The organism is Candidatus Latescibacter sp. IFSED24, assembly GCF_058273205.1.
In genome coordinates this window covers 801,086-827,202 of sequence record NZ_CM177850.1, presented here as the reverse complement: position 1 = coordinate 827,202, position 26,117 = coordinate 801,086, and the positions used below count along the sequence as shown (strand labels likewise).

General features: G+C 66.8%; 18 protein-coding genes. 4 read left to right on the top strand and 14 right to left on the bottom strand.

The annotated features are described in order from the left end of the window. Nucleotides 1–183 precede the first annotated feature (183 nt). From IFSED24_RS03265 to IFSED24_RS03255, 3 genes are all read right to left on the bottom strand, one after another. Nucleotides 184–1,050 (bottom strand): sigma-70 family RNA polymerase sigma factor, encoded by an 867-nt coding sequence (locus IFSED24_RS03265; RefSeq protein ID WP_491333790.1) that lies wholly within the window; start codon nucleotides 1,048–1,050, stop codon nucleotides 184–186. 54 nt (nucleotides 1,051–1,104) lie between these two features. After that, nucleotides 1,105–2,310, bottom strand: a complete 1,206-nt coding sequence (locus IFSED24_RS03260) for a trypsin-like peptidase domain-containing protein (RefSeq protein WP_491333789.1) — start codon at nucleotides 2,308–2,310, stop codon at nucleotides 1,105–1,107. Nucleotides 2,311–2,695: 385 nt separating this feature from the next. Next, nucleotides 2,696–3,187 (bottom strand): hypothetical protein, encoded by a 492-nt coding sequence (locus tag IFSED24_RS03255; protein ID WP_491333788.1) that lies wholly within the window; start codon nucleotides 3,185–3,187, stop codon nucleotides 2,696–2,698. Nucleotides 3,188–3,258: 71 nt separating this feature from the next. On the opposite strand from IFSED24_RS03255, the gene IFSED24_RS03250 reads away from it, so the two are divergent. Then, entirely contained in the window at nucleotides 3,259–4,041 is a 783-nt protein-coding gene (locus IFSED24_RS03250) for a UDP-2,3-diacylglucosamine diphosphatase (RefSeq protein WP_491333787.1), read from the top strand. A gap of 16 nt (nucleotides 4,042–4,057) precedes the next feature. Here IFSED24_RS03250 and IFSED24_RS03245 read toward each other — a convergent pair whose 3' ends face one another. From IFSED24_RS03245 to IFSED24_RS03215, 7 genes are all read right to left on the bottom strand, one after another. Next, entirely contained in the window at nucleotides 4,058–4,996 is a 939-nt protein-coding gene (locus tag IFSED24_RS03245) for a PorV/PorQ family protein (RefSeq protein WP_491333786.1), read from the bottom strand. A 118-nt stretch (nucleotides 4,997–5,114) separates the two neighbouring features. Further along, entirely contained in the window at nucleotides 5,115–8,507 is a 3,393-nt protein-coding gene (locus IFSED24_RS03240; protein ID WP_491333785.1) for a T9SS type A sorting domain-containing protein, read from the bottom strand. Between the two features lie 304 nt (nucleotides 8,508–8,811). After that, nucleotides 8,812–10,518 carry a DUF4384 domain-containing protein gene (locus tag IFSED24_RS03235; protein WP_491333784.1) on the bottom strand — a complete coding sequence of 569 codons (1,707 nt, stop codon included), beginning with the start codon at nucleotides 10,516–10,518 and terminating at the stop codon, nucleotides 8,812–8,814. A gap of 27 nt (nucleotides 10,519–10,545) precedes the next feature. After that, a complete protein-coding gene (locus IFSED24_RS03230; RefSeq protein ID WP_491333783.1) occupies nucleotides 10,546–11,514 on the bottom strand; it encodes a hypothetical protein in 969 nt (322 codons plus the stop codon). A gap of 903 nt (nucleotides 11,515–12,417) precedes the next feature. Continuing rightward, nucleotides 12,418–15,438: a sigma 54-interacting transcriptional regulator gene (locus tag IFSED24_RS03225; protein ID WP_491333782.1), complete on the bottom strand. Its 3,021-nt coding sequence runs from the start codon at nucleotides 15,436–15,438 to the stop codon at nucleotides 12,418–12,420. Between the two features lie 144 nt (nucleotides 15,439–15,582). Next, nucleotides 15,583–15,891, bottom strand: coding sequence for a hypothetical protein (locus IFSED24_RS03220; RefSeq protein ID WP_491333781.1), 309 nt, complete (start codon nucleotides 15,889–15,891; stop codon nucleotides 15,583–15,585). A gap of 157 nt (nucleotides 15,892–16,048) precedes the next feature. After that, the gene (locus IFSED24_RS03215; protein ID WP_491335023.1) at nucleotides 16,049–17,404 is read right to left on the bottom strand and encodes a sigma-54-dependent transcriptional regulator; all 1,356 of its coding nucleotides are present in this window, start codon (nucleotides 17,402–17,404) and stop codon (nucleotides 16,049–16,051) included. 129 nt (nucleotides 17,405–17,533) lie between these two features. Here IFSED24_RS03215 and rlmN point away from each other — a divergent pair, with 129 nt between their 5' ends. Beyond that, entirely contained in the window at nucleotides 17,534–18,589 is a 1,056-nt protein-coding gene (gene rlmN, locus IFSED24_RS03210) for a dual-specificity RNA methyltransferase RlmN (RefSeq protein ID WP_491333780.1), read from the top strand. Between the two features lie 61 nt (nucleotides 18,590–18,650). Here the strand turns inward: rlmN and IFSED24_RS03205 are convergent, their stop codons facing one another. Then, entirely contained in the window at nucleotides 18,651–19,049 is a 399-nt protein-coding gene (locus IFSED24_RS03205) for an RrF2 family transcriptional regulator (RefSeq protein WP_491333779.1), read from the bottom strand. Between the two features lie 150 nt (nucleotides 19,050–19,199). Continuing rightward, the gene (locus IFSED24_RS03200; RefSeq protein WP_491333778.1) at nucleotides 19,200–20,339 is read right to left on the bottom strand and encodes an A/G-specific adenine glycosylase; all 1,140 of its coding nucleotides are present in this window, start codon (nucleotides 20,337–20,339) and stop codon (nucleotides 19,200–19,202) included. 113 nt (nucleotides 20,340–20,452) lie between these two features. Here IFSED24_RS03200 and IFSED24_RS03195 point away from each other — a divergent pair, with 113 nt between their 5' ends. Continuing rightward, complete coding sequence (locus IFSED24_RS03195; protein ID WP_491333777.1) at nucleotides 20,453–22,264, top strand: AMP-dependent synthetase/ligase; 1,812 nt, start codon at nucleotides 20,453–20,455, stop codon at nucleotides 22,262–22,264. After that, nucleotides 22,254–23,180, top strand: coding sequence for a cation diffusion facilitator family transporter (locus IFSED24_RS03190; protein WP_491333776.1), 927 nt, complete (start codon nucleotides 22,254–22,256; stop codon nucleotides 23,178–23,180). Before IFSED24_RS03195 ends, IFSED24_RS03190 begins: the two co-directional genes overlap by 11 nt. On the opposite strand, the gene IFSED24_RS03185 is transcribed toward IFSED24_RS03190, so the two are convergent. Beyond that, complete coding sequence (locus IFSED24_RS03185; RefSeq protein ID WP_491333775.1) at nucleotides 23,146–24,420, bottom strand: M28 family peptidase; 1,275 nt, start codon at nucleotides 24,418–24,420, stop codon at nucleotides 23,146–23,148. The genes IFSED24_RS03190 and IFSED24_RS03185 overlap by 35 nt on opposite strands. Before the next feature lie 7 nt (nucleotides 24,421–24,427). Next, nucleotides 24,428–26,116: a gamma-glutamyltransferase gene (gene ggt / locus IFSED24_RS03180; protein ID WP_491333774.1), complete on the bottom strand. Its 1,689-nt coding sequence runs from the start codon at nucleotides 26,114–26,116 to the stop codon at nucleotides 24,428–24,430. Nucleotide 26,117: the final 1 nt, after the last annotated feature.

The following is a 26,117-nucleotide window of genomic DNA, read 5'->3' as shown; positions in this document are numbered from 1 at the left end:
TCCGTGGGTATTGCCCAGCATGGTCATTCGGGCTGCATCTGTCAACCACCCAGGAGGGTGCGTGCAGACCGCGACGCATGGGATGCTACGATACGCAGGGAGCAAGAAGTACGCCATATGAACCACCGCCGACCCTCGCGAGGGCCGGCGGCGATCCTGGACCACCTCGTGCACCGGACGGGCCTAGAGGCCGCCCTGGTAGTAATCGAAGAGCAACTCGTGCCCCACCGACCCACGCATCTTGGCGAGGGCCCGTTCCTTGATCTGGCGGATCCGCTCGCGGGTCAAGCCCATGCGCTGACCGATGGTCTGCAGGGTCTGGGCATCCTCGAAGCTCAGGCCGAAATACTGGATGATGACCTCGGCCTCGCGCTTGCTCAGCACGGAGAGGGCTCGGCGCACATCATCCCGCAGGCCACGCATGAGGACGTCATAGTCCGGCGGCGACTGGTTGTCGTCGGCAAGGGTCTCGCCGAGTGGACGGTCGTCGCCATCGGTCCCCAGGTCATCCAGCCCCAGTTCCACGCGATCACTGGCCATGGCGTGGCGGACGTCGCCCTCCTCCACCTCCAGGCGCTGGGCGATCTGACCCGGGTCGGGGTTGATCACGCCCTCGGATTGCAGGGCCGCCCTGGTCCGGTTGATCTTGATGAGCAGGGCCGTCTGGTTCTGGGGCAGCCGGACGGTGCGCGACTTGTCGAGCAACGCCTGCATGATGGCCTGCCTGATCCACCAGACCGCATATGAAATGAACCGATAGCCCCGGGTCTCGTCGAAGCGGCTGGCCGCCTTCAGGAGCCCCAGGTTGCCCTCGTTGATGAGGTCGGACAACTGCAATCCCTGGCCCGAATACCGCTTGGCCACCGAGACCACGAACCGCAGGTTGGCCCTGACGAGATGCCGCAGGGCTTCCTCATCGTCCTGGTGGATGCGGACAGCTAGCGCCGCTTCCTCCTCCCGGCTCAGCAAGGGGTAGCGGTTGATATCGCGAAAATAGACTTCCAGCCCCTTCTCGTGAGTGGCCGGAAACATGTTGCGACGGCTGGCCATGGCTCTCTCTCCCAGCTGCGTGGGGCGTCGCCGCTCCGGAATCATTGGTCACGCTCATTGCAGGGTTCCTGCTTCACGAGGCGTCACCTGGACGAACCGTTCGTTCGCCCCCGTCCGGACCAGCAGGTTCAGGGATTCCCGTTGCCCGCCCAGGGCGGCGCGTGCCGCCTGCCAGGCCGACAGGTCAGGAAGCTCCCTGTCTTCTATGGCGACCAGGACATCACCAGGGCGGAGACCGGCCTCCGCGCCAGGACGCCCGGCCTCAACTGCCACGACCACGAGGCCGTCGGCAGACCGGATGCCTAAGGTTTCCTTTAACCGCTCGACCCGGGGATCGGTTCCAGCCAATTCTGCGACCTCGAGACCGAGCCAGGCTCCGCCAGAGGCCTTGTCCAGGAGCTTGGGATCGAGTTCGGTCAGGGAGACGCTCAGATCCAGCCGGCGTCCCTGACGGTCCACCCGACAGGACACGGGCTCACCGACTGGAGTCTCGGCCACCAGGAACTGGAATTGTCGGCTGCTGGTGACCTCCTGGTCGGCGAACCGAAGCACGACATCGCCGGGCTGGAGGCCGGCTGCGGCGGCGGGGGAGCCGGGCACCACGTCATCCAGGACCACCGCCGCGGGTCCATCGCCTTGCTTGGCGGATGCTCCGAGCCAGCCGCGAATGACCCGGCCGTGCTGCGCCAGCTGGTCGTGGATGTAGCGCACCATCCGGCTCGGCACCGCGAAACCGATACCTTGCCCCACGGTGTTGATGGCCGTATTGACGCCGATGACCCGCCCGTGAATATCCACCAGAGGACCGCCGCTGTTCCCGAAATTGATACTGGCGTCTGTTTGCAGGAAATCCTGATAGCGTGGCGTCAGGCCCTGGATGTTCAGGTTCCCCCGACCCTTGGCGCTGAGAATGCCCACGGTCATGGAGCCCTCGAGATTGCCGAAGGGATTGCCGATGGCGATGACCCAGTCGCCGACCTGCAAGGCCTCGCTGTCGCCGAATTCGAGGTAGGCCAGGTCCCGGTCCGCAGGATCGAAGCGGAGCAGGGCCAGATCCGTGAGGGGATCCGCGCCCACCAGCTCGGCGGGGTATTCCCGTCCTTCGCCCGCGAAACGGACGAAGATGCGATCCGCACCCGAGATGACATGGTGGTTGGTGAGGACTTCGCCTCCGGGGTCGACCACGAAACCCGAACCGGTTCCCGGATTCTCGAAGCGGCCGCCTTCACCCTCCCGGTCGGGGAAGAACTGCCGGTACATCTCCTGCAGCGGCGTCCGGTCGACCCCACCGGTGCCCACGGCCTTGATGATCCGGATCGAGACCACGGCGGGTCGGACGGCGGCCCCCACGGCGGTGAAGGGCGAGGGAGGCGCATCCACGTTGACCTGCACGGGAGCCGCATGAACGATTCTTGGCCCCAGCGACATGGCCAGGAGCAGGACAGAGAGTGCCGCCAGGAAGACTGGAGATCTTCCCGGATGCGGGCAGGATATGCTGCACGAACGCACACGCATGCGACACTTCTTCCAGGTTATGTGGGGGGACATCCGGACAGGATCGAGGCGGGCAGGGGATTCGCCTCAGCAGGGACAATCCCAGCATAGCCGAGTACAGATTTGGTGTCAACCGTTCTTAAAGAGAATATCAATCACGTTGCCGGTCGTTCTCAGAATCCTCGGAGGGGACCTCCGCGGCTGTCTCGGAGCTGCTCGCAGGCTCGGCAGATGGCGGGAAAGGCGCCTTCTCCGCCGACGCGCCCTCCTGCGCTTCCTCCGCCTGCAGGGGCTCTCCAGCCCCGACTCCCTCCTCCTCGGAGCGCTCCCGGGAGGCCTGCTTCTGCTGCCTGGCCACACGGATGTCGTCGATCTCCTCGACCTTGGCGGCGAGATCGATCTCCAGGGTCCGCACCCGATCGATCCAGGCCTGGAACTCCTGATCGCCGGCGAAATCGGTGCGGCCCTCCTCCACGGCGTGGTATATGTAGCTGCCGAGTTCGGAGAGCTGGCGCTCGATCTCGCGGCTGATGCCGTACTTGTCGTACATGCGCACACTGATCTTGGCCATCTCGCCGGTCCGGTCGGCGGCCAGCGAGTACCATTCGCGGAGGTTTTTCTTGACCTGGTCCATGATCGACATGACGACCTCTCTCGTCCGGGTCCAGGTTTGGGGTTGCCCTTGCTGGAGCCCTAACCTACAAATTGGGGACCATGAATAGCAACCTGAATGACGCATCGGCCCGGGCCTTGTTCCTAGCCGACAGCCACTTCCACGTCAAGCGCGGACCGGCGGAGAACCGTCGGCTCGACCTCTTCCTGGCCCTGCTCGACCACTGGGCCGGAATTCCAGAAGTCGTCCTGCTCGGGGATATCTTCGACTTCTGGTTCGACTATCCCCACTTCGCCATGAAGGGCTATGACCCGCTCCTGGCCGCCCTGGATCGGGTCCGCGACCGCGGTTCCCGGATCCATTTCATCGGCGGCAACCACGACATCTGGGCCGCCCGGTACCTCCACGAACGCTACGGCTCCGACCCTGCGGGCGGGCCCCTGACCCTGGAACTCGACGGCCAGAAGGTCCGCTGCATCCATGGCGACGGCCTGCTCGGTCGCGATCTCCTCTACAAGGCCTTCCGGACCGTGGTCCGCCATCCGGCCGGTGTGTGGCTGGGCAAGGCGATGCACCCCGAGGCGCTGTTCGCCTTCAGCAGCTGGCTCAGCGGGCACAGCCGGCATAGCAACCGCGACGAGGTGGCGGGAATCGAGGCCAAGGCGCGCCGCTGGCTTTCCCGTCACCAGGACGCCGGATGGGACCACCTGGTCATGGGGCATGTCCACCATGCCTTCACGGCCGAGGCGCGCGGCCGCCGCCTGACCACCCTGGGCGGCTGGCTCGATCCTCTCTACTACGGGCTATGGCGCGGGGAAGCGTTCGAACATCACCGTGGCGAGGAGACGGCCACGGGCGAACCGGCGCTGCCGGTTCGCCCGTGATCGCATCGTCTCGGACCTAGAAGAAGAACTCCAGCGAGAACCGGTGCCCCGGATCCAGCGCGGAATCGGTCACGTCCTCGAAAGCATAACCGAGGCCCACGGTGCGGTAGCGGAACCCGGCGCCGGCGGTGAAGCCCTGGTTGTCGTAATTGACCTTGTAGCCCAGACGCAGCGCCAGCTCGGGCACCACCTTGACCTCGCCGCCCAAGTGCGCCTTCTCGTTGCCGTCGTTGTAGAAGCCTACATCGCCGGTCAGGGTCAGCCGGTCGGCCAGCTTACCCGAGACGGGCGCCCAGGCCACGCCCACGGTCACCGCTTTGGCGGGATCGAAGGGCTCCTCGTTGACGGTCATCTGGCCGCCCAGGTTGGTGGCGCTGACTCCGAGCGAGAAGCCCGGCAGATGGCGCAGATTCCAGGTGCCGAAGAGGTCGAACAGTGCCATGGAGCCGCTGTAGATATCGATCTTCTCGTACACCCACTTCACCTGGGCGCCCAGGGCGATCTCCTCGCCCAGCCGCCGCGAGTAGCTGGCGCCGATGCTCAGATCGTAGTACTGGAAGGTGCCCTCGGGAATGCCCACCTGGTCGACGCCCTGGCGATCGAGGCGGTCGGAGAACAGGCCCGCGAAGGTCAGGCCCAGGACCCCGAAATCGCCATGGTGGGTCAAGCTGGCGGCCGTGTAGTCCAGGGTCTTCAGCCAGGTCTGGTTCTGGAGCAGGACCTCGGTGCCCTGGCCGGAGAAGGCCAGGCGCGAGGGATTCCAGTAGGCCGCGGCCGCGCCCTCGGTGCTGGCCACGCCCGAGCCGCCCATGGCCGCTTCGCGCGTGCCCATGCCCATGCGCAGGAAGAGCAGGCCGGCGTCTCCGGGCGTGCCGCCGGCGCTGGCGATGTTCGGCACGATGAGAGCGGCGAAGCAGAGCAGCCCGACGCCCGCGATGATGGTCTTGTTCCGCATGGGTACCCTTTCCTCTCGCGGCCGGCCGGTCGTTCGTGGCCGGCCCCCCTAGTTCGGTCCCTGACTGTAGCTCTTGAGTGCCGTGGCGGCAAGCACCAGGGCACCCGGCTGTCCGTGGCTACTGCGCCACAGCGATGGTCTTGATGCTGGTCTGGCCACCAGCTTCCAGCTTGCACAGGTAGAGGCCCGAGGCCACCCCCTGCATATCGATCACCAGATCGAAGGGCGATCCGGCCCGTACGGCCACGCGATCGGTGGTGCGCACGGTCTCCCCCTGGAGGTTGTAGATCACGGCCCTGGCGAAGCCATCGGTGTCGGTCCGGCCGCGGACGGTCAGGATCTCGGTCGTCAGAGGCTGGGGATAACAGACGTGCGTCGTCGCCAGCGGGACCTGGTCCTGGGAATCGATCAGCAAGGTCCGGACCCCGAGACCGCGCCAGGGTCCGCCGCCGTACATGGCCTGAAGCGGATCGGGAAGATAAGCGGCGGGCAGCGTCAGGCCGTAGGTCCGCAGACGGGCCACCGGGCGCGTCAGCAGCAGCTCATCCTGCGCATCGACCCCGGCGAGCTCCGGCGTCGTCCCGGCCACGACCAGCGTCAGGCTGGCCTCGCCGCCGGCGATTTCCTGTCCGGCCAACACCGGTGTGGCCGCCACATCGGCCGGCCCGGCCTTTGGCCAGCCCGGCTCGATCTGCCCCGCGGCATCGGTCAGGAAGAGGCGGCCGTCACGGCTTGTGAAGAGGAAGCCGGCAGGCTGATCCGCCGGTCCGAGGGCCAACGGTTGCGCCTGGGGCGATCGGATCTCGGGCAGCGGGCGCCGCGGCCAGCCGAGCATCCAGGCCCCCTCGTCGCCGATCCGGCCCAGCCGGCCGTCGCCCACGAAGACGCCCCCCGCGCCGAGCGGCGTTTCCACCACCACGCTGGCGTCCCAGAGCGGCTGCACGGCCGGCGAACCGCCCGCAACCAGCACGGTCTGGCCGTGGCCGTCGGCCGCGGTCACCAGCACCGCCTCCGCCGAGACCAGCGGTGGATGGGTTCCGGGTACGAGATCCAAGGCCACCGTCCAGAGGCTCTCCGGATCACCGCTCTCGGGCCAGGACACGGCCTGCAGGATCCCGGTGGCATCGGGAGCGACCACTGCGCAATACAGGATGTTCTCGTAGCGCACGGGATTGGAGCTCAGCCAGCCATCGAGGCTCACCGCGGCGCGGGCCTCGTCGCCCGCCGCGTCGAGGAAGCGCAGCACGGTGGGTGCGCCATCCACATCCGGCGCCGTCGTGCCCACGCAGACCAGGACCTCGCTCTCCGGGCCGCTCCCACCATGGCGTGGCAACAGGATGGCCGCGGAGGTCACCGGCAGGTCGGCGATCAGGCCAGAGCTGGTTCCCCCGGGGCCGGTCGCGAGCGGCGTGCCATCGCTACGGAAGGCATAGACCCCCGCCGGCGCCGCCACCACGATCTCCAGGCCGGCGTCATCGGTGGCGAGCTGGCCGGCGCAGGCCGGCAGGAGCCACTCCACCGGCTGCCCCAGATCGTCGGTCCCCACAGCGAGCGGGGCGAAGGTGTCGGAGTCGCCATCGTGATCGACCCACTCGGCGAGCGACGCATCGAACGCGAAGATGCGCCCCGAATCCGCCGCCGCCACATACACCAGGGCATCGTCGGTCCCGGCGGCCAGGTCGGCGGCGAGCAGATGGCCACCGGTCAGATCCACGCCGGGCAGGTCGCGGGAGGCCATGGGTACGAGGGCACCCTCATCCTCCAGCGAACAGCGGAAGGTCAGGGTGTCGGCGTAGAGGATGCCGACATACTCGTCCTCCGCGCCGGGATTGAAGGTATGGGACGAATCCACCACCACGCTGCTGATGGCATCGATGAGGATCCCGGTGCGCAGGCCGCCGTTGGTCCGCGTATCGGGCCGGCTGTCTGGTCCGAAGGTGTCGTTGTCCTCGCCGCGGTAGCTGTCGTCGTCGCCGCCCAGCCACCAGGCCGAAGGCTCACGGGTATCCAGATCCTGGATCCCGTCGGCCTCCTCCAGGTCCACCGACTTGCGCTGCGGGTCGGCGTTGAAGAGGTTGCGACGCTGGCCGAAGGCATCGCGCACCACGCCCTCGTCGATGTGCCAGATGTAGATCCCGCTGCCCGCGCCCTTGACGCCTTCCTCGCGGGCGGTGTTGTCGCTGAGGAAAAAATCCCACTCGGCACCGTCGAACCATTCGCGCTCATCCTCGTCTGGGTCGAAGAATTCACCCCAGACCGGGACGTGGGTGGGTGGATTGCTGGCATCCCAGAAGTCGGGCACGTTGTTGCCGTTGCGGTCGCCGGTGAAGCTGAAGATGCGGTTGCCGTCGGGATCCTGGAGGCGGTATTCGAGCAGGTAGTACTCGGCGCCCGTGAGATCCACCCGCGCCGCCGCCCGGGGATGGGTCGGAAATTCCGAGGGGTGCAGGACCCAGGTGTCCGCCGCACCACTGTCCACCGGCTGGGGAACGAGCCAGCCCATGAGCTGCTTGTTGAAGGCGCAGGGCTGGGGCGGCACGAAGCCGCCCGCCGAGAAGAGGCCGTACCCCATGAGGCCGAACTGGCCGATACCCTGGCTGTCCGGCGAGCCCGCGGGGGTGAAGTCGGTGAGCGAGAGCATGCCGAGGCGGAGCCCCACCTCGAAGCAGTAGGTGCCCAGGCTGCCGTAGAACCCGCTGTAGCCCTCGAAGGCGTCCTGGAACTGGTTCTCGGGCAGGATCAGCACGTGCCGAACGCCCTCGCCCTCCGGGAAATCCGCGGTGGGGATGTAGGGCTGGTCGAGGATCGAATCCTCCACGGCCTGGGCGAAATCCTCCGGCCCGAGATAGGTGCTGTAGATCTGCTCGGGCGAATCGTCCAGGACATCGGTCTCCTCGCCGGCGCCGGCGTGGATCAGGAAAACCGTGTCGTAGAGCGAGAAATCGACGGTGGCGTCGAGCAAGGCGATGGCATCGCGTGCCAGGATGATGGGCTGCTCCCCCTCCTCCGGATGATCGCCATAGAAGCCCATGCCCACATCCAGGCCCGCGACCTGACCGTGGACCACGTAGTTCAGCGAGAAGCGGCCGCCGCTGGTGGCGGCGTAGTAATCCGCGACGTCGCGCAGCAGGTGGTGGTAGTAGAGCGAGTCGTGCGCCGCATAGTAGAAATCGCTCTGGGTCGAGGTGGGCAGCGGACCGGGGAACTCGTCCTCGCGTCCGTAGAAGCAGGAGTCGGCGAAATCGACCATGATGGCGATGGCCTGGAGCGCGTCCGGAGCCCGCAGGCCGGCCAGCCGACGGGCCTGCAGCGAGGTCGAGCCATCCGCCAGCAGCGGCGCGAAGGCATGGGGAAGGCGGGCAGCGGCCCCGTGGGCCGTCTCCTGGTCGCGGGCCTTGTCGGGCGGCGCCGATCGCCAGGGATCCCAGCCCTCGGCGGCCGACACCTGGGCCACGAGAAGCAGGCTGAGCAGACAAAGGCTGAGTCGGATGCGGGGGGACCAGGAGAACATGAAGTCGGCCTTCCAGGGGATTGAAGGGGCGCCACCAGCGAACGACGGCGCATTATAGGTTCGGGCCGGACCCGGGTCAATCGCACCCCGCAGCCTGGCCTGGAAATTGGGAAGGGTCCCGGACTCCGTCATTGCCACCCCTGATCGACAACAGCTTCGTCCGAGACCCTTCCACAGTGTTGGTGGCCCCCGGCCTTCCGTGTCCTTCCTTCACCCGTCCTCTGGCTGCCAACCTTCTGCGAGGATCCGGAATTACCTTCCGGCCGGGAAGATGGGGGGAAAAGCCTCCAACACACTGCGATGTCTAACGGCGACCTCCCGAGCTGCGACCACCCTTGCTCCCGCTCTTGGTCCCGCCCGAGCTGTTGCTCCGGGGCGTGGCCGGCGGCGGGGTGGCCTTGGTCGGCGTCTGCTTGCTTGGCTGGCGGCCCACCGAGCTGCCGCTGTTCCTGTTCTGGCTCCCGCTGCTCCGGCCACTGCTGGATCCGGTGTTGCCGCGCTTGATCTCGGTGGAACGATTGCTGGTCTGCTCACGCGGCTGCACGGCGGGACGACTGGATCCTGAGTTCCGATTGGTGGGACTGGCCTGCGGTGTCCGGCGCGAACCGGTGTTGGTGTTGCTGCGGCGGCTGGTCCAGACCCTGCCGCCGTCTCCACGGGGCTCGACGGGGCGGATCGTCGTCCGGCCTGCATCGGAATCGCTCCGTGTGGGCGGCCGGCCGTCATCCCGCACCCGGGTCCGGCCCGTCCGCTCGACCGGCTGCTTGACCGCATCGCCACCGACGGCCTGGCCGGGAATCCGCAACCCTGGCGAAGTGCGGATGCGGCTCACCGGATCGTAGGATCGTTGCGAGCGGCTGGAGGGCGAGACGTTGCTGGCCTCTCCACCGGGCAACAGCCGGCGGTCGCGGTCGGCCGCCACGCTGGCGGCCCCCTCACGCCCGAGCACCGACTTGGTGCGCATGGCGCGGATCCGTTCATCTCCGGGCAGGTCGCCGACCACGAGCTCGTTCTTGGTGCGGACCATGGACTCGTTGCGATCCCGGCCGAGGGTGCTGCGGTCCAGTGGCGTGTAGCGCTCGCGCCCTTCGCGATGGGCGGTGTGGCTGTCGCCATGCCAGTAAGGCGAGTGGTGCCAGTCATAGCAGCCGTGAGGCCAGTGATAGGGCATCGGACGCGGCCAGCAGTACCAGGGCTGGTACCAGTAGTTCACCCAGCGCGAGCCGCACCAGGGATCCACGTAGTAGTACACGGGGTAGTAATAGACCGGATAGTACTGGTAGGTCCCCCACCACTCGTTCACCCAGCCATAGTCGTATTGGATGCTCACGGTGCAGCTCTGAGCGTAGGGGTCGTAACCCTCGTCGTGGCACTGGAAGCAGAGGTACCGCGGGTGATCCACCTGACGATGGACGTAGTAGCTTACATAGTTGCTCACGGCGTAGGCGTCGGGATCCTCGAGCCCGGTCACGGCATAGTTGACCTCGTTCATGGCCAGGAAGGGGTCGCCAGCGACGTAATAGGCGAAGTCCTGGCCGCCGTTCTCGTGGTGGAAATTCAGCTCCAGATCGCGCAGATCGAAGGGATAGCGCGAGACCAGGGCGTGGACATAGCCGAGGCCCTCGAGTTCGCCGACGCGCAGGCGATTGCCATCCCGGGACGGCAATCGATACTGGTGGCCGCCGAAGACGAAGCCATCGCTGTACCGTGTGGTCGGCCACAGCACCGACACATAGCCCTCGGGGTCGATGTGGTAGATCACGGCATAGGCGTCCTCGTTGGTCTGGAACGTGACCTTCAGCGGTTCACCACGCTGATAGACCTGGTCGGCATCCTTGTCGAGCCAGAGACTGACCCGGAGGGACTGCTCGTCGTAACGCGCGGCGACCTGCTCCTCGGTCAGCGCCTGATCCTGGGCCATGGCCCCACCAACCACACCCAGGAAAGTCCAGACGGCGAGCACAGGGGCCAGTGATACCAGGATCCGCGCCAGTCTGTTCGTGCTGTTCATGTCCGTCCTCCTTTCCTGATCCATCGCCTAGAGACGGAAGAGATCCTGCCTGAAATCGCCGGTGGGCTCGGGCTCGGGAGCCGCTAGCTCGGGCAGACCATTGACGAGCTGGTAGGCCCACATGACCCGCGCGGTGCGGGTCGCTGCGTCCACCGAGACCACGCCCAGCTTGGCGTAATGGATGTCGCCCACGGCCGGTTCGTCGAAGATCTCGACCACGTAGATGTGGCCGGCGATCAGTTCGAGGACGCCGCTCTCGGACCATCCGAACTCCGGTGCCCACGACACGCCCTCGAAGTAGAACTGATTGTTGCCATCGATGAAGGTGCCGTAATCCTGGACATGCACTTCCCCGCGCATGGTCTCCAGCCAGGGCACCCCGACCCCGTCGAAGCGGATCTTGATGTCGGCCGAGGTGCCCGGCGCCGTGGGATCGACGATACCGTCGGCCCCGTTGCCGCCGCCCTGGCCGTGCTCACCGGCCAGGCTGAAATCGAAGCCCGAGAGCTGGGCGTTGGCCCCGTTGACATCGAACAGCGTCAGCGGGGTCTCGCTCATGGGCAGGGGCGTGTCCACCACGAACTCGAAACTCAGATAACTCTCGAGATCACCAGCCACGGCGCTGACCGCATACTCGTAATCGACGGCATTGTCCACCTCGTCGTCCACGAAAAAATACTGGCCGCTCGAGGGGTTGTAGTTCTGCCCCACGGCGACCTCGCCGATGAGATAGAATTCGCGGCCGGGATCGTTCTGGTCGCCCTCGACGAAGTATCGGCTCCAGATCCTGTACCCCGTGAGGTCCTCGCTGTAGATCTCCGGATAATCGTTCCAGAAGACCGTGATCTCCTGATCCCCGCTGACGGAATAGACCTGGGTCGGCGCCACCGGAGCCAGTGGTTCCGGTTCGAGGCACGTGACGCAGTCATCTTCTTCACAACCACCGAGCCAGGACAGGACCAGCAGCACCAGGATGCTGGTGACTGTCAGGATCAATCGGTGGTGTCTCGTCTGCGTTGCCATGGTCGGTCGCTCCTTCCCGACGGGGGTCGTCTATCCTGGAAACGCACACTTCGTGCCAATGCGTTGTCGGCGTTCATGGGCCTCGGTAGTATCGAGTTCAATGCTTTGATTAAATATGACTTACAGAATCGAGGCAGGCCGCATCGGTCCGTCCGATCGGGCCGATGAGGAACGTCCTGGACCCAGGACAGATGTGTGGTCGGGAGGACACCGTCTCCGAATGGAGACGGCGGAATTGCGCGGTCAGCAAACAAGAAAATGAGAGAGCCCCGCCACCGAGTTGGCATCCTGATCTTGAATCTCGCCAGTTCAAGATCAGTGGGACTCTCTCAACATCATCAGAAAACTGCTGTCTTGCTCGTTCGAGACCGCGCCTGGAGGCCGGAACCGCTGTCTTTCCTCTCCCGCGGGCGAGTATCCATAAAGACCCCACCTCTTTACCAATCCCGCCACGGGCCTATCCGTGAAAGACTCCCTCGGTTTGCCGGTCAGCCCGAGGGTCAGTTCCGCACCCCCAAGCCACGATCTGTCCAAAGCATGAAGGGCTCGTTCCCTGCAACTCACCGCTTCATGCTCATATTCTGCAGCTAACGTGCCTAAGTTCAGACCCTTTTACATATTTTTAAATGACTTAATGACAAGGACTTACAGATCTTGCCGAACCGGTGTTCGGGATGCTCGGCCACCGGATTATTAAAGATTTTGATAACCCCCAGGCCGTGCAAGATAAGTAGCTATTCCAGAGTGGCTTACGCTGTCAATCGCCTTGACACCGCGGTAGGGATATAGCGCCCAGAAAGGGAAGTTCACGGCATGAAGAAACCGGGCACCCAGGCGCCCGGTTTCGCTCTCAACCCTGGACCTTTGTTCAGGTCCTCAATCCAGTCCGTAGATCTTGATCTTCTTCAGCAGGCTCGGGTAGCTGATCTGGAGCAGGCGAGCCGCTGCGGACTTGTTGCCTCGGCTGGCCTTGAGCGCCTGGGCGATCTCCCGGGATTCCACCGCCGCCAGGGTTTCGCGCAGCGGTGTCACCCCGCCACGGCCAGCCGCCGCCAGGTAGGGCGTCATCTCACGCGGCAGATGCTCGGGACGCAGACGACTTTCACCCTGCGCCAGCACCAGCGCCCGCTTCAGGCACTTCTCCAGTTCCCGGATATTGCCCGGCCAGTCGTGCTGGTTGAGGGCATCGAGCACATCGGATCCGAGCGTGGGTGTGGGGCCGGCGAAGTCGTCGCCATACTTCTGGATGAAGTGCTGGGCCAGCAGGGCGATGTCATCCGGGCGTTCGCGCAGCGGGGGAACCACCAGCGGGAAATCCAGCAACCGGAAGTAGAGATCCTCCAGGAACCGGTCCGACTCCACCAGCTGCTGCAACTCGCTCTTGCTGGCACAGACGATCCGCACATCGACCTGGCGCTCGGTGGCAGAGCCCACCGGACGCACCACCCGGGTGTCCAGGAAGTGGAGCAGCTTGCCCTGCATGGACAGGGGCATCTTCCCGATCTCGTCGAGGAAGACCGTCCCTCCCTCGGCCTCCATCAGCAGGCCCTTCTTGTCGGTGTCGGCACCGGTGAAGGAGCCCTTCACGTGACCGAAGAGCTCGCTCTCGAGCAAGGTCTCCGGGATGGCTGCACAGTTGATCGACTGGAAGCGCTGATTGGCGCGAGGACTCAGACGATGCAACGCATAGGCCAGCATGCCCTTGCCCGTGCCCGTCTCACCACGCAGCAGGACCGTGAGGTCGCTGGCGGCGACCTTGCGCACCAGGGCGAGGACCTCGAGCATACCCTCGTTGCAGGTGATGATGTTCCCCAGGCCCTCGTTTTCGGGCATTCCGTGCGAGTGGAGGACGTCCTCGTGGGATTTCTCGGCGAGGAAAAGGCCGAGGAACCCGAGGTAGTTGACCAGGAAGTCCAGCGTGGACTGATCGATGGCCGAGGCCTCTTCGGCGTCGCGCGGCAACCCCAGGAACAGCACACCCAGCGGACGCTGATGCACGGTGATGGGCAGGAACAGGCAGCCGCCGTACTTGCTGGCGGCCAGGGCCGGGATCTGCTTGACGAGGGGCGAGGCCTCGCTCAGGCGGCTGAAGTAGAGCGGCTGGACTCCGTCACGACCACGCTCGCAGTACCACTGGATCAGCTGGGAGGCCAGATTGGCATCGATCTCCTGGCGCGCCACCAGTTCGGCGCGCTCTGCATCGGTGGGATCGCCCAGCGCCAGGAACCCGCTGTCAGCCTTGGTGCGGCTGCAGGTCGCGGCCAGGACCGCATCGAGGTTGCGCGTGAGGGTGGAATCGCTGGCACGGAAGAGGCCGGGAATGCCCGACAGCGCACGGACTGGCGAGCCGGCGGCGTCGAGACCGCCCACCAGGCCGGCCTCCACCAGCTGGCGCAGCTGGGCCACCTCGCGCAAGCGTGCGTCGTCCTCGAGGCCGCGGGCCACGCGTTCGAGCTCGAACACGGTGAGCAGGGCGTCATCGCAGAGTCCCAGCCGGAGCTGGACCCTGGCCAGGCCGGCAAGGCAGGCTGTCAGCCAGGCATCACCCACGCTGGCCGCGGCCTGGTCCTGGACATCCAGGAGCAACCGCCGCAAGAGCAGCAACAGCGGCTTGTCCGCCGTGTCGAGGCGTGCGTCCAGGAAAGCGCAAACAGCTTCGCACCATTCACGCAAGAGGTTCTGGGACTGGAAGATATCCACAGCCTGGCGGAAGTGGGCGTCAGCCTGGGCCCAGTCGTCACCGGCGGCGAAAGCCTCGCCGAGCGTAAGGTGACAGAAGCCAAGCTCGTAGGACTCACCACATTCCTCGCAAACAGCCACGGCAGCATAGGCGTCGGCCACCGCCTCGGAGAGGCTGCCATCACGACGTCGGGCCTCGGCCTGACGTCGCAGCAGCTCGCCCTCCAGATCGCTGGCGCGGCCCAGTGACCGGGTCTTCTCCAGTCCCAGACGATAATTCAGCAGCGCCTTGTCCCACTCACCACGCGACAGGAGCACATCCCCCAGGTACTCGTCGGCGATGATGGACTCACGCCTCATCCGCTCGCGGTCGGCCAGGGTCTGGCCGGCGAGGATATGCTCCTCGGCCTTGGCCAGACGGCCGGACAGTAGTTCCAGGCGTCCCAGGGCCAGCAGGATCTTGGGCTCACGGATCCGGTCCCCGAGACTCTGGCTGAGGCGCAGGCTCTTCTCCAGAGCCAGGCGGGCCTCGGCGAAACGACTGATCTTGATCAGGATGATGCCCCGGTTGAGATGGAAGGCCGAGAGCAGCTGGGGAGCACCATGACGCTCCGCCAGGTCGACGGCCTTGTCCAGCAGATCCAGAGCCTTGTCCCAGCGGCAGCCGGCCTTGTGGAGCATGGCCAGCGCGTTGTGCAGCGTGGCCACGCCGACCTCGTCACCCACGCGACGGTACGTGCTGAGGCTGTCGAGATAGAACTCCTCGGCCTTGTCGAGACGGCCGAGGCGCTGGTGGCAGGCCCCCATGGTCAACTGGAGGTTGGCCACCTCCACGTGCTGATCGGTCAGGGCGAGGTAGGTGAAGGCATACTTGGCCACGTCCAGGGCCGTCTGGTACTCGCCACGCTGCATGAGCATCGCGGCTTCGCGCACCTGGAAACGGGCCCGTTCGCACTCGCGTTCGTCCGAGTCGACCAGGCCGTCGGTCTGGGCGAGCAGTTGCCGGGCACGGCCCAGCATCTCGTCGGCACGATCGCTCCAGCCCAGATGCAAACAGGCCGTCAACGCCTTCCGCAGCACCTGCAGCGCCCTGGTCGGCGGCAACTGGACGAGCATGTCAGGCGGAAGAACCCGGCCATAGTAGTCGAGTGCGGTGGTGTACGCCGCGGCATGAAAGTGCAGATCCCCGACCTCTTCCAGGCGCTCAAGCTCCTGCATGCGGTCGGGTCTCTCGACTCTGTCGCGCCCCTGCGGGGTCCTGTCGTACGCTTCAAATTCAGCCATGCATCTGCATCCCCTGGCGAGTTGGTGGATCGCAGATCTAACGTGTGACCGGGCGGCGATCTCGGGTCGCCGACCAGGTCAGATGAGTTGCATGATCAGCGCGAAAACCACTGGTGGGAACCAAGGGATGATACCATCGGCACCGGTGCCCGCCGGCGGAGCGCCGTGATTGCGGAAGCCGCCACCGAGGTCATCGGGATCACCATTGTTTTCCTGCTGGTCCGCTTCCTCCTGCCCTCCACCATCATCGGTGACCGGCGGCACGTAGATCCCCTGGACTTCCGTCGACGCAAGTTCTGCATCACGGATGTGTCCCCGGGTACTCGCTGCCGTGGGCAAGACGAGAACGATGCTGACCAATGCGAGGATGGCGAGAATTCGTTTCATGCCTTCCTCCCTAGGGGGTTGATGCGGCGGGTCAAGTCCCGACCGCTAGGGATGGTTCAAGGACGCGAGGGTCCATTCTGGCAAATCCTCTATACTTGAGGATACGGAATCGCGAGGGGCGCGTCAACTCCGGCAGTCTCTATTTTTTTTGATTTCGTCACAATGAATCCTCGACCTGGGTCTGCAGGCCATACCTGGTGATCTTCTTGTACAGATTGCTCCGTTGCATGCCCAGGATCTCGGCCGTGCGACTCACGTTATAACGATTTTCCCGCAACTTTTGTTGCAGGAAGATCGCCTCGGCCTGGGCCTTGAATTCCTGGAAATCGTCACAACGGAAGAGGTCGGGGGCATCCATGGCCTCGCTGACCGCGCCCGGCAACAGCGGCAGGTCCGCGGGCCTGACCACCGGTCCCGGCGCCAGGATCAGCAGGCGCTCCACCAGGTTGCGGAGCTCGCGCACGTTGCCCGGCCAGGAATACTCGTCGAGGAGAGCCAGGGTCTCGGGTGCGAAGGTCTTGATCTCCGTCTTCATGGCGTGGGCCAGCGATCGCATCAGATGCTCGAGCAGGAGCGGAATATCGCCAGGACGGTCACGCAGAGGTGGCAGGTGCACCGAGAGGACGTTGAGACGGAAGAAGAGGTCGCGCCGGAAACCCGAATCGGCGCTGGCGAGGTTCCGGTTGGTGGCGGCGACGATGCGCACATCCACCTTCATGCTCTCCCGTCCACCCACGCGCTGGATGGTGCCCTCCTCCACGGCCCGCAGGACCTTGGCCTGGGCGTGCTCCCCCATGTCGCCGATCTCGTCGAGGAAAAGGGTCCCGCCGTGGGCTTGCTCGAACTTGCCGATCCGCAGACGATCGGCGCCGGTGAACGCACCCTTCTCGTGACCGAAGAGTTCGCTCTCGACCAGTTCGCTGGGAATGGCTGCGCAGTTGACCTCGACCAGGGGGCCCTCGCGACGGGGACTGCCCGCGTGGAGGGCACCGACCACCAGCTCCTTGCCCGTCCCGTTCTCACCGGTCACCAGCACCGTGGAGTCGGTGGGCGCCACCTTGTCGATGAAGGCGCGGACGTCCTGGATGGCCGGGCATTCGCCGATCAGCGGCGACGTGCGCCCCGTCTTGGCGGCCAGGCGTTCGCGATCGGCCAAAGCGCGGCGATGGGCGAGGCAGTTCTGCAGGGTGACCAGCAGACGCGAGCGGTCCAGCGGCTTCTCGAGGAAGTCGTAAGCCCCCTGCTTGACCGCCTGGACCGCGGTCTGGATGTCGCCGTGCCCCGAGATCACGATGGCCGGTAGACCCTCGTGATCCTGCTGCAAGCGTGCCAGCAACTCGAATCCGTCCATGCCCGGCATCTTGATGTCGAGCAGCACCACATCCACGGCCTGCTCTTCCAGCAGGGCCAGGGCCTCGGGCCCCGACCCGGCGGTATGGACCCGATAATCCTCGTAGCCCAGGATCTGGGCCAGGGTTTCCCGGATGGCGACCTCGTCGTCCACGACCAGCACGGTTTGCAAAAACGGCCTCCTCTGCGATCTTGGCGGTTGTTCGCGGGACAGCTTGCGATCGGGCAGGGTCGCTGTCAACCCTGCACGCCACGTTCTCCAAACCGCCGGTCGGCGGATATCGGCCAAGCCATGAAACCCTTGCTGCGTGACATCGTTCCCGCGTCGTGGCCGGATCTCCTGAGGGCCCGGGGACATGCCGCCTACCGTGGCCGTCAGTTGACCCACTGGCTCTACGATCGTGGAGCCATGGACTGGGAGGCCATGCACAACCTCCCGCAGGATCTCCGCAACGACCTGGCCGGGGATCATGACCTCGTCGGCCTGACCCGGCGGGAACGTCTGATCGCCGACGACGGTACCCGCAAGTTCCTCTTCGACCTGCGTGACGGCCACACGGTGGAGAGCGTGATCATCCCCATGGAGAATCATGCCACGTTCTGCATCAGCAGCCAGGTCGGCTGCGCCATGGCCTGCCGATTCTGCGCCACTGCCCGCGGGGGCCTGATACGCGGACTGACGGCGGGTGAAATCGTCGAGCAGGTGCAGCGATTAGCGCTCGATCTGGTCGCCGACCCCTACCCCCAGCATGGCGATCGCGGATATAACGTGGTCTTCATGGGGATGGGTGAGCCGCTGGACAACTTCCCTGCGGTCCAGACGGCACTCGAGATCTTCACCGCCACCGCCGGCCTCGGCCTCTCACCGCGCCGGATTCAGATCTCCACCAGCGCACCGCCCCACGGCCTGCCACGACTGGCTGAGTTGTCGATCCCCGTGGGGCTGACCATCAGCCTCGGTGGATCCAGCGATGCCGACCGGCGCCAGGTCATGCCCGTCTCGGGGAAGGCCGGGGTCGACGAGGCCCTGGCGGCGGCGGAGGAATATGCGCACCGGGTCGGCCGTCGCGTCACCATCGCCTGGGTCCTCATCAACGACCGGACCGATCAGCCCGAACAGGCCGCCCGCCTCGCGCACCTCGCGGCGAACCGCCCCTTCAAGGTGAACCTCATCCCGCTCAACGAACTCGATGACGACAACCTGACGGCCACGGGCAGCGAACGCGTGCTCGCCTTCCAGCGCGTGCTCATGGATGCCGGCGTGCCCGCGTTCATCCGGGTCTCGGGCGGTCGCGATATCGGGGCCGCCTGCGGCCAGTTGCGGCGGCGGCGCCTGCGACAGGGCTGAAACGAACACGCCCCCGCCAGGACGACGGGGGCGCGTTCATCAACCGGGAACCGGATCGCGGTCAGAGCAGGTCGGAGAGGCGCGTCTCTTCCAGGGCACCGACCAGGGCGTGCTGGGCCTTGGCCCAGGCCTCGGTCATGTTGCAGTCGTCCGCGTTCTCGCAGCGATTGGCCTGACGCAGGCAATGGTTCAGGGCGATCCCACCCTCGCAGACTTCCACGATGTCCCGCAGGGAAATATCCTCGGGAGTGCGCCCCAGACTGAAACCGCCCTTGACGCCACGATGGCTCTTGACGATGTGCTGCTGGGAAAGCATCTGGAAGATCTTGGCCAGGAAGGCCTCGGAGACATCACAGTTCCGAGCGATGGACTTGAGCTGCACAGGAGCGTCGCCGTTGCGGCGGGCCAGTTCCTGCAGGCCACGAATGGCATATTCGGTCTGCCTGGTGATCTGGAGCATCGCGCTTCCTTCCGAGGGTGTCCTCAGAGCCTAAAGATTGCCACAGTTCGCAACAAAAGTGCGAGATCAACTCCGCATTGTCAAAGATCATTTGCACAGTATCGGCCGGTCGCCATGCGACAGCCGCCGGGTGATCCGCCGTTGGTCAATTCAGGGTCGCGAGAAGGAGGACAGACACCGACGTGCCAGGCTGGGCAACGCCAGGGACTCGGCCGGCCAGAGGGTCCAGATCGCGCCAGGGACCAGGGGCGCCGGGCTGTCCTGAGGCCAGCTGGCCGTTGCAACCTCAACGCGGAGTCTGTAAATGGTGATGGCATGCCGCTGCGAGGCTCCCGCCATCACCTCGGGAGCGTCCCAACCGAGGCGACGGAGCCAGGACTGCCAGCCAGTGGCGAAGAGGGTCCGTACCTCCCGGGAGGGCGCGGCGTACCAGGGTGTGGTCGGCCAGCAATTCATGCCGGCGAAGAGTCCGGTCAGATCGTCGCGGAGCGGGCGACCGAGACCACGCGATCGCGTCACCACCGCCTGGTCACATGGCAGAGCCAGGACCCGCGGACCATGCCGCAGCAGGAGCATGCCGAGCACCACGGAGCGGGCCGGTTCCCGCCGGGTTCGAGGCGGGATCTCAGCGCCGCGACCGGCCTGGCCTGCCGCACAGGCACCACGCATGGGGCACTGCTGACAGGCGGCGTGTTCGGCCCGGCAGATCGCCGACCCCAGATCCATGAGCGCCTGGTTCCAGTCACCCGGCCGGGCCCCGGCGACGTGCTGTGCCGCCAGCTGTCGAAGCCGGGCTGGTGTCAAGGTCGCGGCCGCGAGCGGATCGGCGCAGGTCCAGCGCGTGAGCACGCGCTTCACGTTGGCATCGACGGCGGCCACCGGCAGGCCGAGCCCGATGCTGGCGATGGCACCCGCGGCATAGTCCCCCACGCCCGGCAGCGCGCGCCAGCCCTCGTGGGTCCGGGGCAACGTCCCACCCGCCGCGGCCACCGACCGGGCCGCCCGGTGCAGGTGACGCGCGCGCCGGTAATAGCCCAGTCCGGACCAGGCCGCCAGGACCTCCTCCTCGCTGGCAGCGGCCAGGGCCTGCACGTCGGGGAAGCGGCGCAGGAAGGTCGACCAGCGCGGCAGGACGGCGCGGACCGTGGTCTGCTGCAGCATGATCTCGGCGATCCAGGTGGCGAAGAGCGTGGGCTCATGACGCCACGGCAGGTCGCGACCATGACGATCGTACCAGTCCAGCAGCTGCTGCTGGCGCGTGGCCACCAGCGCGGCCGGCACCGTGGTCACCCCAGCGTCGCTCCGAGAACGCGTTGACAAACCCTACCCCCACGTCTAAGCATGATGCCAATCGGCCAAAGCCCCGCACCAACTTGCCGGTGCGCCTCCCGGGAGACGCTGCCATGGCGACCACGACCTTGCCCGAACTCTTCCTCGATTCGGTCCGGAACCGTCCGCGGGGCGACTGCTTCCAGCGCTACGATCGCGCCCAGGGCTTCGTACCCGTCTCCAGCGGCGAGGCGCGGGACCGGGTCCACCGCCTGGCCCGCGGCCTGCGGGCGCTGGGAATCGCCAGGGGCGACCGGGTGGCCATCCTCGCTGAAAACCGGCTCGAATGGGCCCTGGCCGATCTGGCCATCGTCTGTAGCGGCGCCGTGTCGGTGCCCATGCATTCGATCCTGCTGGCCGACACGGTCGACTACATCATGCGCGACTGCGAGCCCAAGGCGATCTTCGTCTCGGGTCAGCGACAGGCCGACAAGATCCAGAGCCTGCACCACGGCCTACCCTGCCTGGGCACGGTCATCGCGTTCGACCCGGTCCAGACGCCCTCGGTGATCGACCTGGCCAAGCTCGAGGAGATCGGCGCCAACCTGGCCGATCACGAGGATCCGGACCAGACCCTGGTGCCACCCGATCTGGCGGCGACCGACCTGGCCAGCATCATCTACACGTCCGGGACTACTGGCAAGCCCAAGGGCGTGATGCTCAGTCACGCCAACATGGTGGCCAACGCCCAGCAGGCCCAGGAGATCCTCCGGTTCAAGACCACGGACCTGTCGCTGAGTTTCTTGCCGCTCAGCCATGTCTTCGAACGCACCTGCGGCCTGTACACCATGCTGCACGCCGGGGCTGGCATCGCCTACGCCGAACGCATGGAGACCGTGCCGCGCGATCTCAAGCTGGCACGACCCACCATCCTGATCTCGGTGCCGCGGCTCTTCGAGAAGATCCACGGCCGGGTGGTGAGCCAGGCGCTCGATGCCGGCGGCCTGAAACGATCCATCTTCCTGTGGGCCACCGCGGTGGGGAGCGCCATGGCCCGCTGCCGCATCGACGACCGCCGCCCTGGGCCCTGGCTGCTGTTGCGCTGGGCGGTGGCCGACCGGCTGGTGTTCTGCAAGCTCCGCGCGGCCCTCGGCGGCCGGGTCTCTTTCGCCGTCTCGGGCGCCGCCCCGCTGACTCCCAAGGTGAACGAGTTCTTCATCGGCGCCGGCGTGCCGCTCTGCGAAGGCTACGGCCTGACCGAATCGAGTCCCGTACTGACGGTGAACAACCCGGGTCGCCAGCGTCCGGGCAGCGTGGGCACCGCGCTGCCGCGCACCGAGATCCGCGTTGCCGACGACGGCGAGATCTGCGTCCGCGGACCGCAGGTCATGCAGGGGTATTGGAACGATCCCGCCGCCACCGCCGAGGCCATCGATGCCGACGGCTGGCTGCTGACCGGCGACATCGGTCGGCTCGACGACGAGGGCTATCTCTACATCACCGATCGCAAGAAGGACCTCATCGTCACCGCCGGCGGCAAGAACGTGGCCCCGCAACCGCTCGAGAGCATCCTGCGGCGGAGCGAGTTCATCCAGCAGGTCGTGGTCTTGGGTGACAAGCGCCCCTTCCTATGCGCGCTCATCGTCCCCGAGTTCGAGACCCTCGACACCTGGGCTCAGTCGCAAGGACTGGATACCGACGACCGCGCGGCGCTCCTCGCCTCGAGCGAGGTCTTCAAGCTCTACCAGGGACTCCTGACCGACCTCAACCGCGAATTGCCCGGCTTCAACCAGGTCAAGCGGCATATCCTGCTCGCGGAGGAACTGACGGTGGAAGCCGGCGAGTTGACTCCGACCCTGAAGGTCAAGCGTTTCGTGGTGGCGGCCAAGTTCAAGGACCGCATCGACGCCGTCTACCCGCCAGGAGCCGCCGAGCATGCCGGTTGACCCCCGCAGCCTGCCCCGGCTCTACCGCCCCAGCGAATGCACCGCCGTCGGCATGGCCGTCAACCTGGTCCTGACCCTGGGCAAGATCCTGGTCGGCTTCGCCGCCTCCTCCGCCGCTCTGGTGGCCGACGGCGTCCACAGCTTCGCCGACGTGGTCAGCGACCTGGGTGTCCTGCTGGCGCTGCGGGCCAGCCGACGCCCGCCCGATGCGAAGCACCCCTATGGCCACGATAGTTTCGAGACCCTGGGAGCCCTGGTCGTCTCGCTGTTCATGATCATCACGGGCGTGCTCATCGGTCGCGATGCGGTGATGCGCCTCCTGCGCGGCGAGAATCTGCACCCGGAGTTCATCGCGTTCCTGGTGGCGGTCGTCTCGGTGGGCATCAAGGAATGGATGGCCCGCTACACGCTCAAGGCCGCGCGCCTGAACCACAGCCCGGCGCTGCTCAGCAACGGCCTGATGCACCGCGCCGACGCCGTCACCTCGGGTGCCGCGGCGGCAGGCATCCTGGGCGCCATGCTGGGCATCGTCTGGCTCGACAGCGTCGGAGCGCTGATCATCTCGGTGTTCGTGCTGCGCGAGGGCTGGAAGCTGACCCAGCAGAACGTGCTGGCCTTGGTCGACACCATGCCCGACGAGGAGACCGTCCAGGCCATCCGTGCCACCGCCGCCCAGACCCCGGGCATCCTGGCGATCCACGACCTGCGCGTGCGCCAGCGCGGCTCGGTCTTCCACGCCGACCTCCGGGTGGCCGTGGATCCCGACCTGAGCGTGGCCACGGCCCACGACCTGGCCCACGAGGTGGAAGAAGCGCTCTGTGCCGAGTTCCGTGAGCTCTCGCGGGTGTTCGTCCACGTCGAACCGTGCGACACGAGTGCGGTCAACGAGACCGCTGGCTCCGATCACCCAGCGTGACCAGGAAACGCAATCGCCTCCCCTGACGGTCCACCGTCACCTCGACCACCTCGCCGGGATCGTGCCGGCGCATGGCCGTGGTGAAGGTGGCCAGATCGGTCACCGGCGCCCCTCCCAGTTCCACGAGCAGATCGCCAGCCAGCAGGCCGCCCACCGCGGCCGGCCCTTTCGCGGCCACGGCGCCGATGAGGTAGCCCGCCTGCTCGCTGCCGGCGAAATCCGGCACCGAACCGAACCAGGTCTGAGGGTTGCCGCTGTCGGTGTCGGTGTCGGGGTCGCGTTCTGGCAGATCCTGGAACTCGAACCGACCGGGATCGGCACGCAGGCGCTCGACGAGTCGCGTGGTCAGGTCGGCCACCCTGGCCAGTCCAGGCAGATCCACCGCAGCCAGGCTGTCCGCCGGCGAATTCATCTCGGGATAGGCGCCGGTGAAGAAGAAGACCGACGGGATCCGCTGGTCGAGGAAGTTGACATGGTCGCTGCGCAGGAGACCGGCGTCCTGGGCGCGATACGTCAGATCATGTCCCACCGAGGTCAACAGCTCCGGGAAACGGTCGCACGATTCGAGGCCTGCGACGTGGAGCGGCCCGTCACCGAGCCGTCCCACGGCGTCGAGATTGACCATGGCGTCGATCTGCTCGGCCGGCACCGGCAGATGCGCCACGAGATGGGCCGACCCCACCAGACCCACCTCCTCCGCACCGAAGGCGCAGATGAGCAGCGAGCGTCGCGCCGGCGGACCGCTGCTGAGCAGGGCCAGCGCCGGCGCCGTGTGTGCCACGTGCATCAGGGCCGCCACCCCGGCCGCGTTGTCGCCGGCGCCGGGATAGTACTCGCCCGCCACCGGGATCCCCGTCGCTCCAGTGTGGACGCGACCGAGGTGATCGAGGTGCGCGCCCACCACGATCCAGCGCTCGGCCAGCTCGCCACGACCCGGGATCATGCCCACCACGTTGACCGAGTGGCCCCCGGCCGGAGACGGCAGGGGCACGTCCTGATACCAGCCGGTGGGCAGGGCCGGTCGGACCGATTCCCGGGCGCTTTCGTGGCGAGGAGTGCTGAGCCAGGACACCACCAGTTCGGCCGCCAGCCGTTCCTCGGCGGTGCCGGCCCCGCGGCCGGCGAGTGCGGGCGCGGTGAGCGCCCGGATCATGGCCGCCAGTTCGTCGGTGTCGGCCTCCATGGCGGGCACCGTGGCGGACGCGGTCAGCAACAGGATCAGGCAAGCCAGTCGTCGCATGGATCTCCTAGTAGCCGCGCGCCAGGCCCATGCCGCGCGGGTCGCTGGCACCGGTCCACTCACCGTGCTCGCGATCGCGCACGATGACCTGCACGTTGCCCATGGGTTCGCGGGCGGTCAGCTGGTGGCCCAGAGCCTCGAGCCGGCGCTGGGTGTCCGGCGACATGCCGTACTCCTCGAAAAAGCCGGTGGCCGGCGACCACTGATGATGGATGCGCGGCACCGACACCGCCTGGCGCACGTCCATGCCGAAGTCGATGACGTGGACGATGGTCTGGAGCGTGGCGGTGATGATCTTCGCCCCGCCCGGTGACCCTGTCACCATGAAGACCTCGCCGTTCTCGAGCACGATGGTCGGCGTCATGCTCGACAGCGGACGGTGATGCGGCGCCACGGCGTTGGCCTCGCCCTGGATCAGTCCGAAGGCGTTGGGCACGCCCGGCGCCGCCGCGAAATCGTCCATCTCGTCGTTGAGGATCACCCCGGTCCCCCGGGCGATCATGCCGGCGCCGAAGCCCAGGTTGATGGTCAGGGTGGACGCGACGGCGTTGCCCTCGGCGTCGACCACCGAGAAGTGGGTCGTGTGTTCGGACTCGGGCGCGAGGGGGGCGCCCTGGATGGCGGCCGGGTCGAGCGCGCGCCCGGGATCGATCCGCGCACGCTGTTCGCGGGCGCGATCGCTGCCGATGAGCATGGCCACGGGGACCGCGTGGAAATCGGGATCGCCGAGAAAGCGGCTGCGGTCGGCGTAGGCGAACTTCATGGCCTCGAGCATGAGGTGCCAGGAGGCGGCCGCGCCATAGCCCGCGGCGGCGAGGTCGAACCCCTCGAGGATGTTGAGCATCTGGACCAGGTGGACGCCACCACTGCTCGGTGGCGCCATGCTGATGACGCGGCGGCCGCGGTACTCGCCCTCGACCGGGTCGCGCCAGACGCAGCGATAGGCGGCGAGGTCCTCGCGCGTGAGCAGGCCGCCGCCCGCTTGCACTGCGTCGACCAAGGCTGCGGCTGTCGCGCCGGCGTAGAAGGCCTCCGGGCCATGTTCGGCGATGGCGCCGAGCGTGCGCGCAAGGTCGGGCTGCGCCAGGATCTGGCCCGGGGCGGGCAACGACCCGCCGGGCAGGAAGACCTCGCACATGGCGGTGTCGAAGCGTCCGTTGGCATGGTGATACGCCAGCCGTTGCGCGAGCATCTCCTGCACCGGGAATCCCTGGCGCGCCAGATCGATGGCCGGCTGCAGCAGTCGTGCCCAGGGCAGCCGACCGTGCTCCTGGTGGAGGTCCCAGAGGCCGCGTACCAGCCCGGGAACCGCCACACTGAGTGCACCGGTCCGGCTGCGAGCAGGATCGGCGCGACCATCGGGGCCGAGGAACATGTCGCCGGTGGCGCCGGCGGGCGCGGTCTCGCGGCAATCCAGGGCGAAGGCCTCGCGCGTGGCGACCCGCCAACCCACCACGAAACCGCCGCCGCCGAGGCCGCTGCTGTAGGGCTCGGTCACGGCCAGGACCGTGGCCGCGGTGACGGCGGCATCGGCCGCCGAACCGCCCTCGCGCAGCACTGCCAGCGCGGCCTCGGTGGCGTGGGGCTCGGCGGTGACCACCATGGCCTCGGCGCCACGGGCCGGTTCGTCGATGGCCAGGATCGGCGAGGCCCAGATCAGGAGCAGGATGGCGGCGAGGAAGAAGCGGTGGCTCATG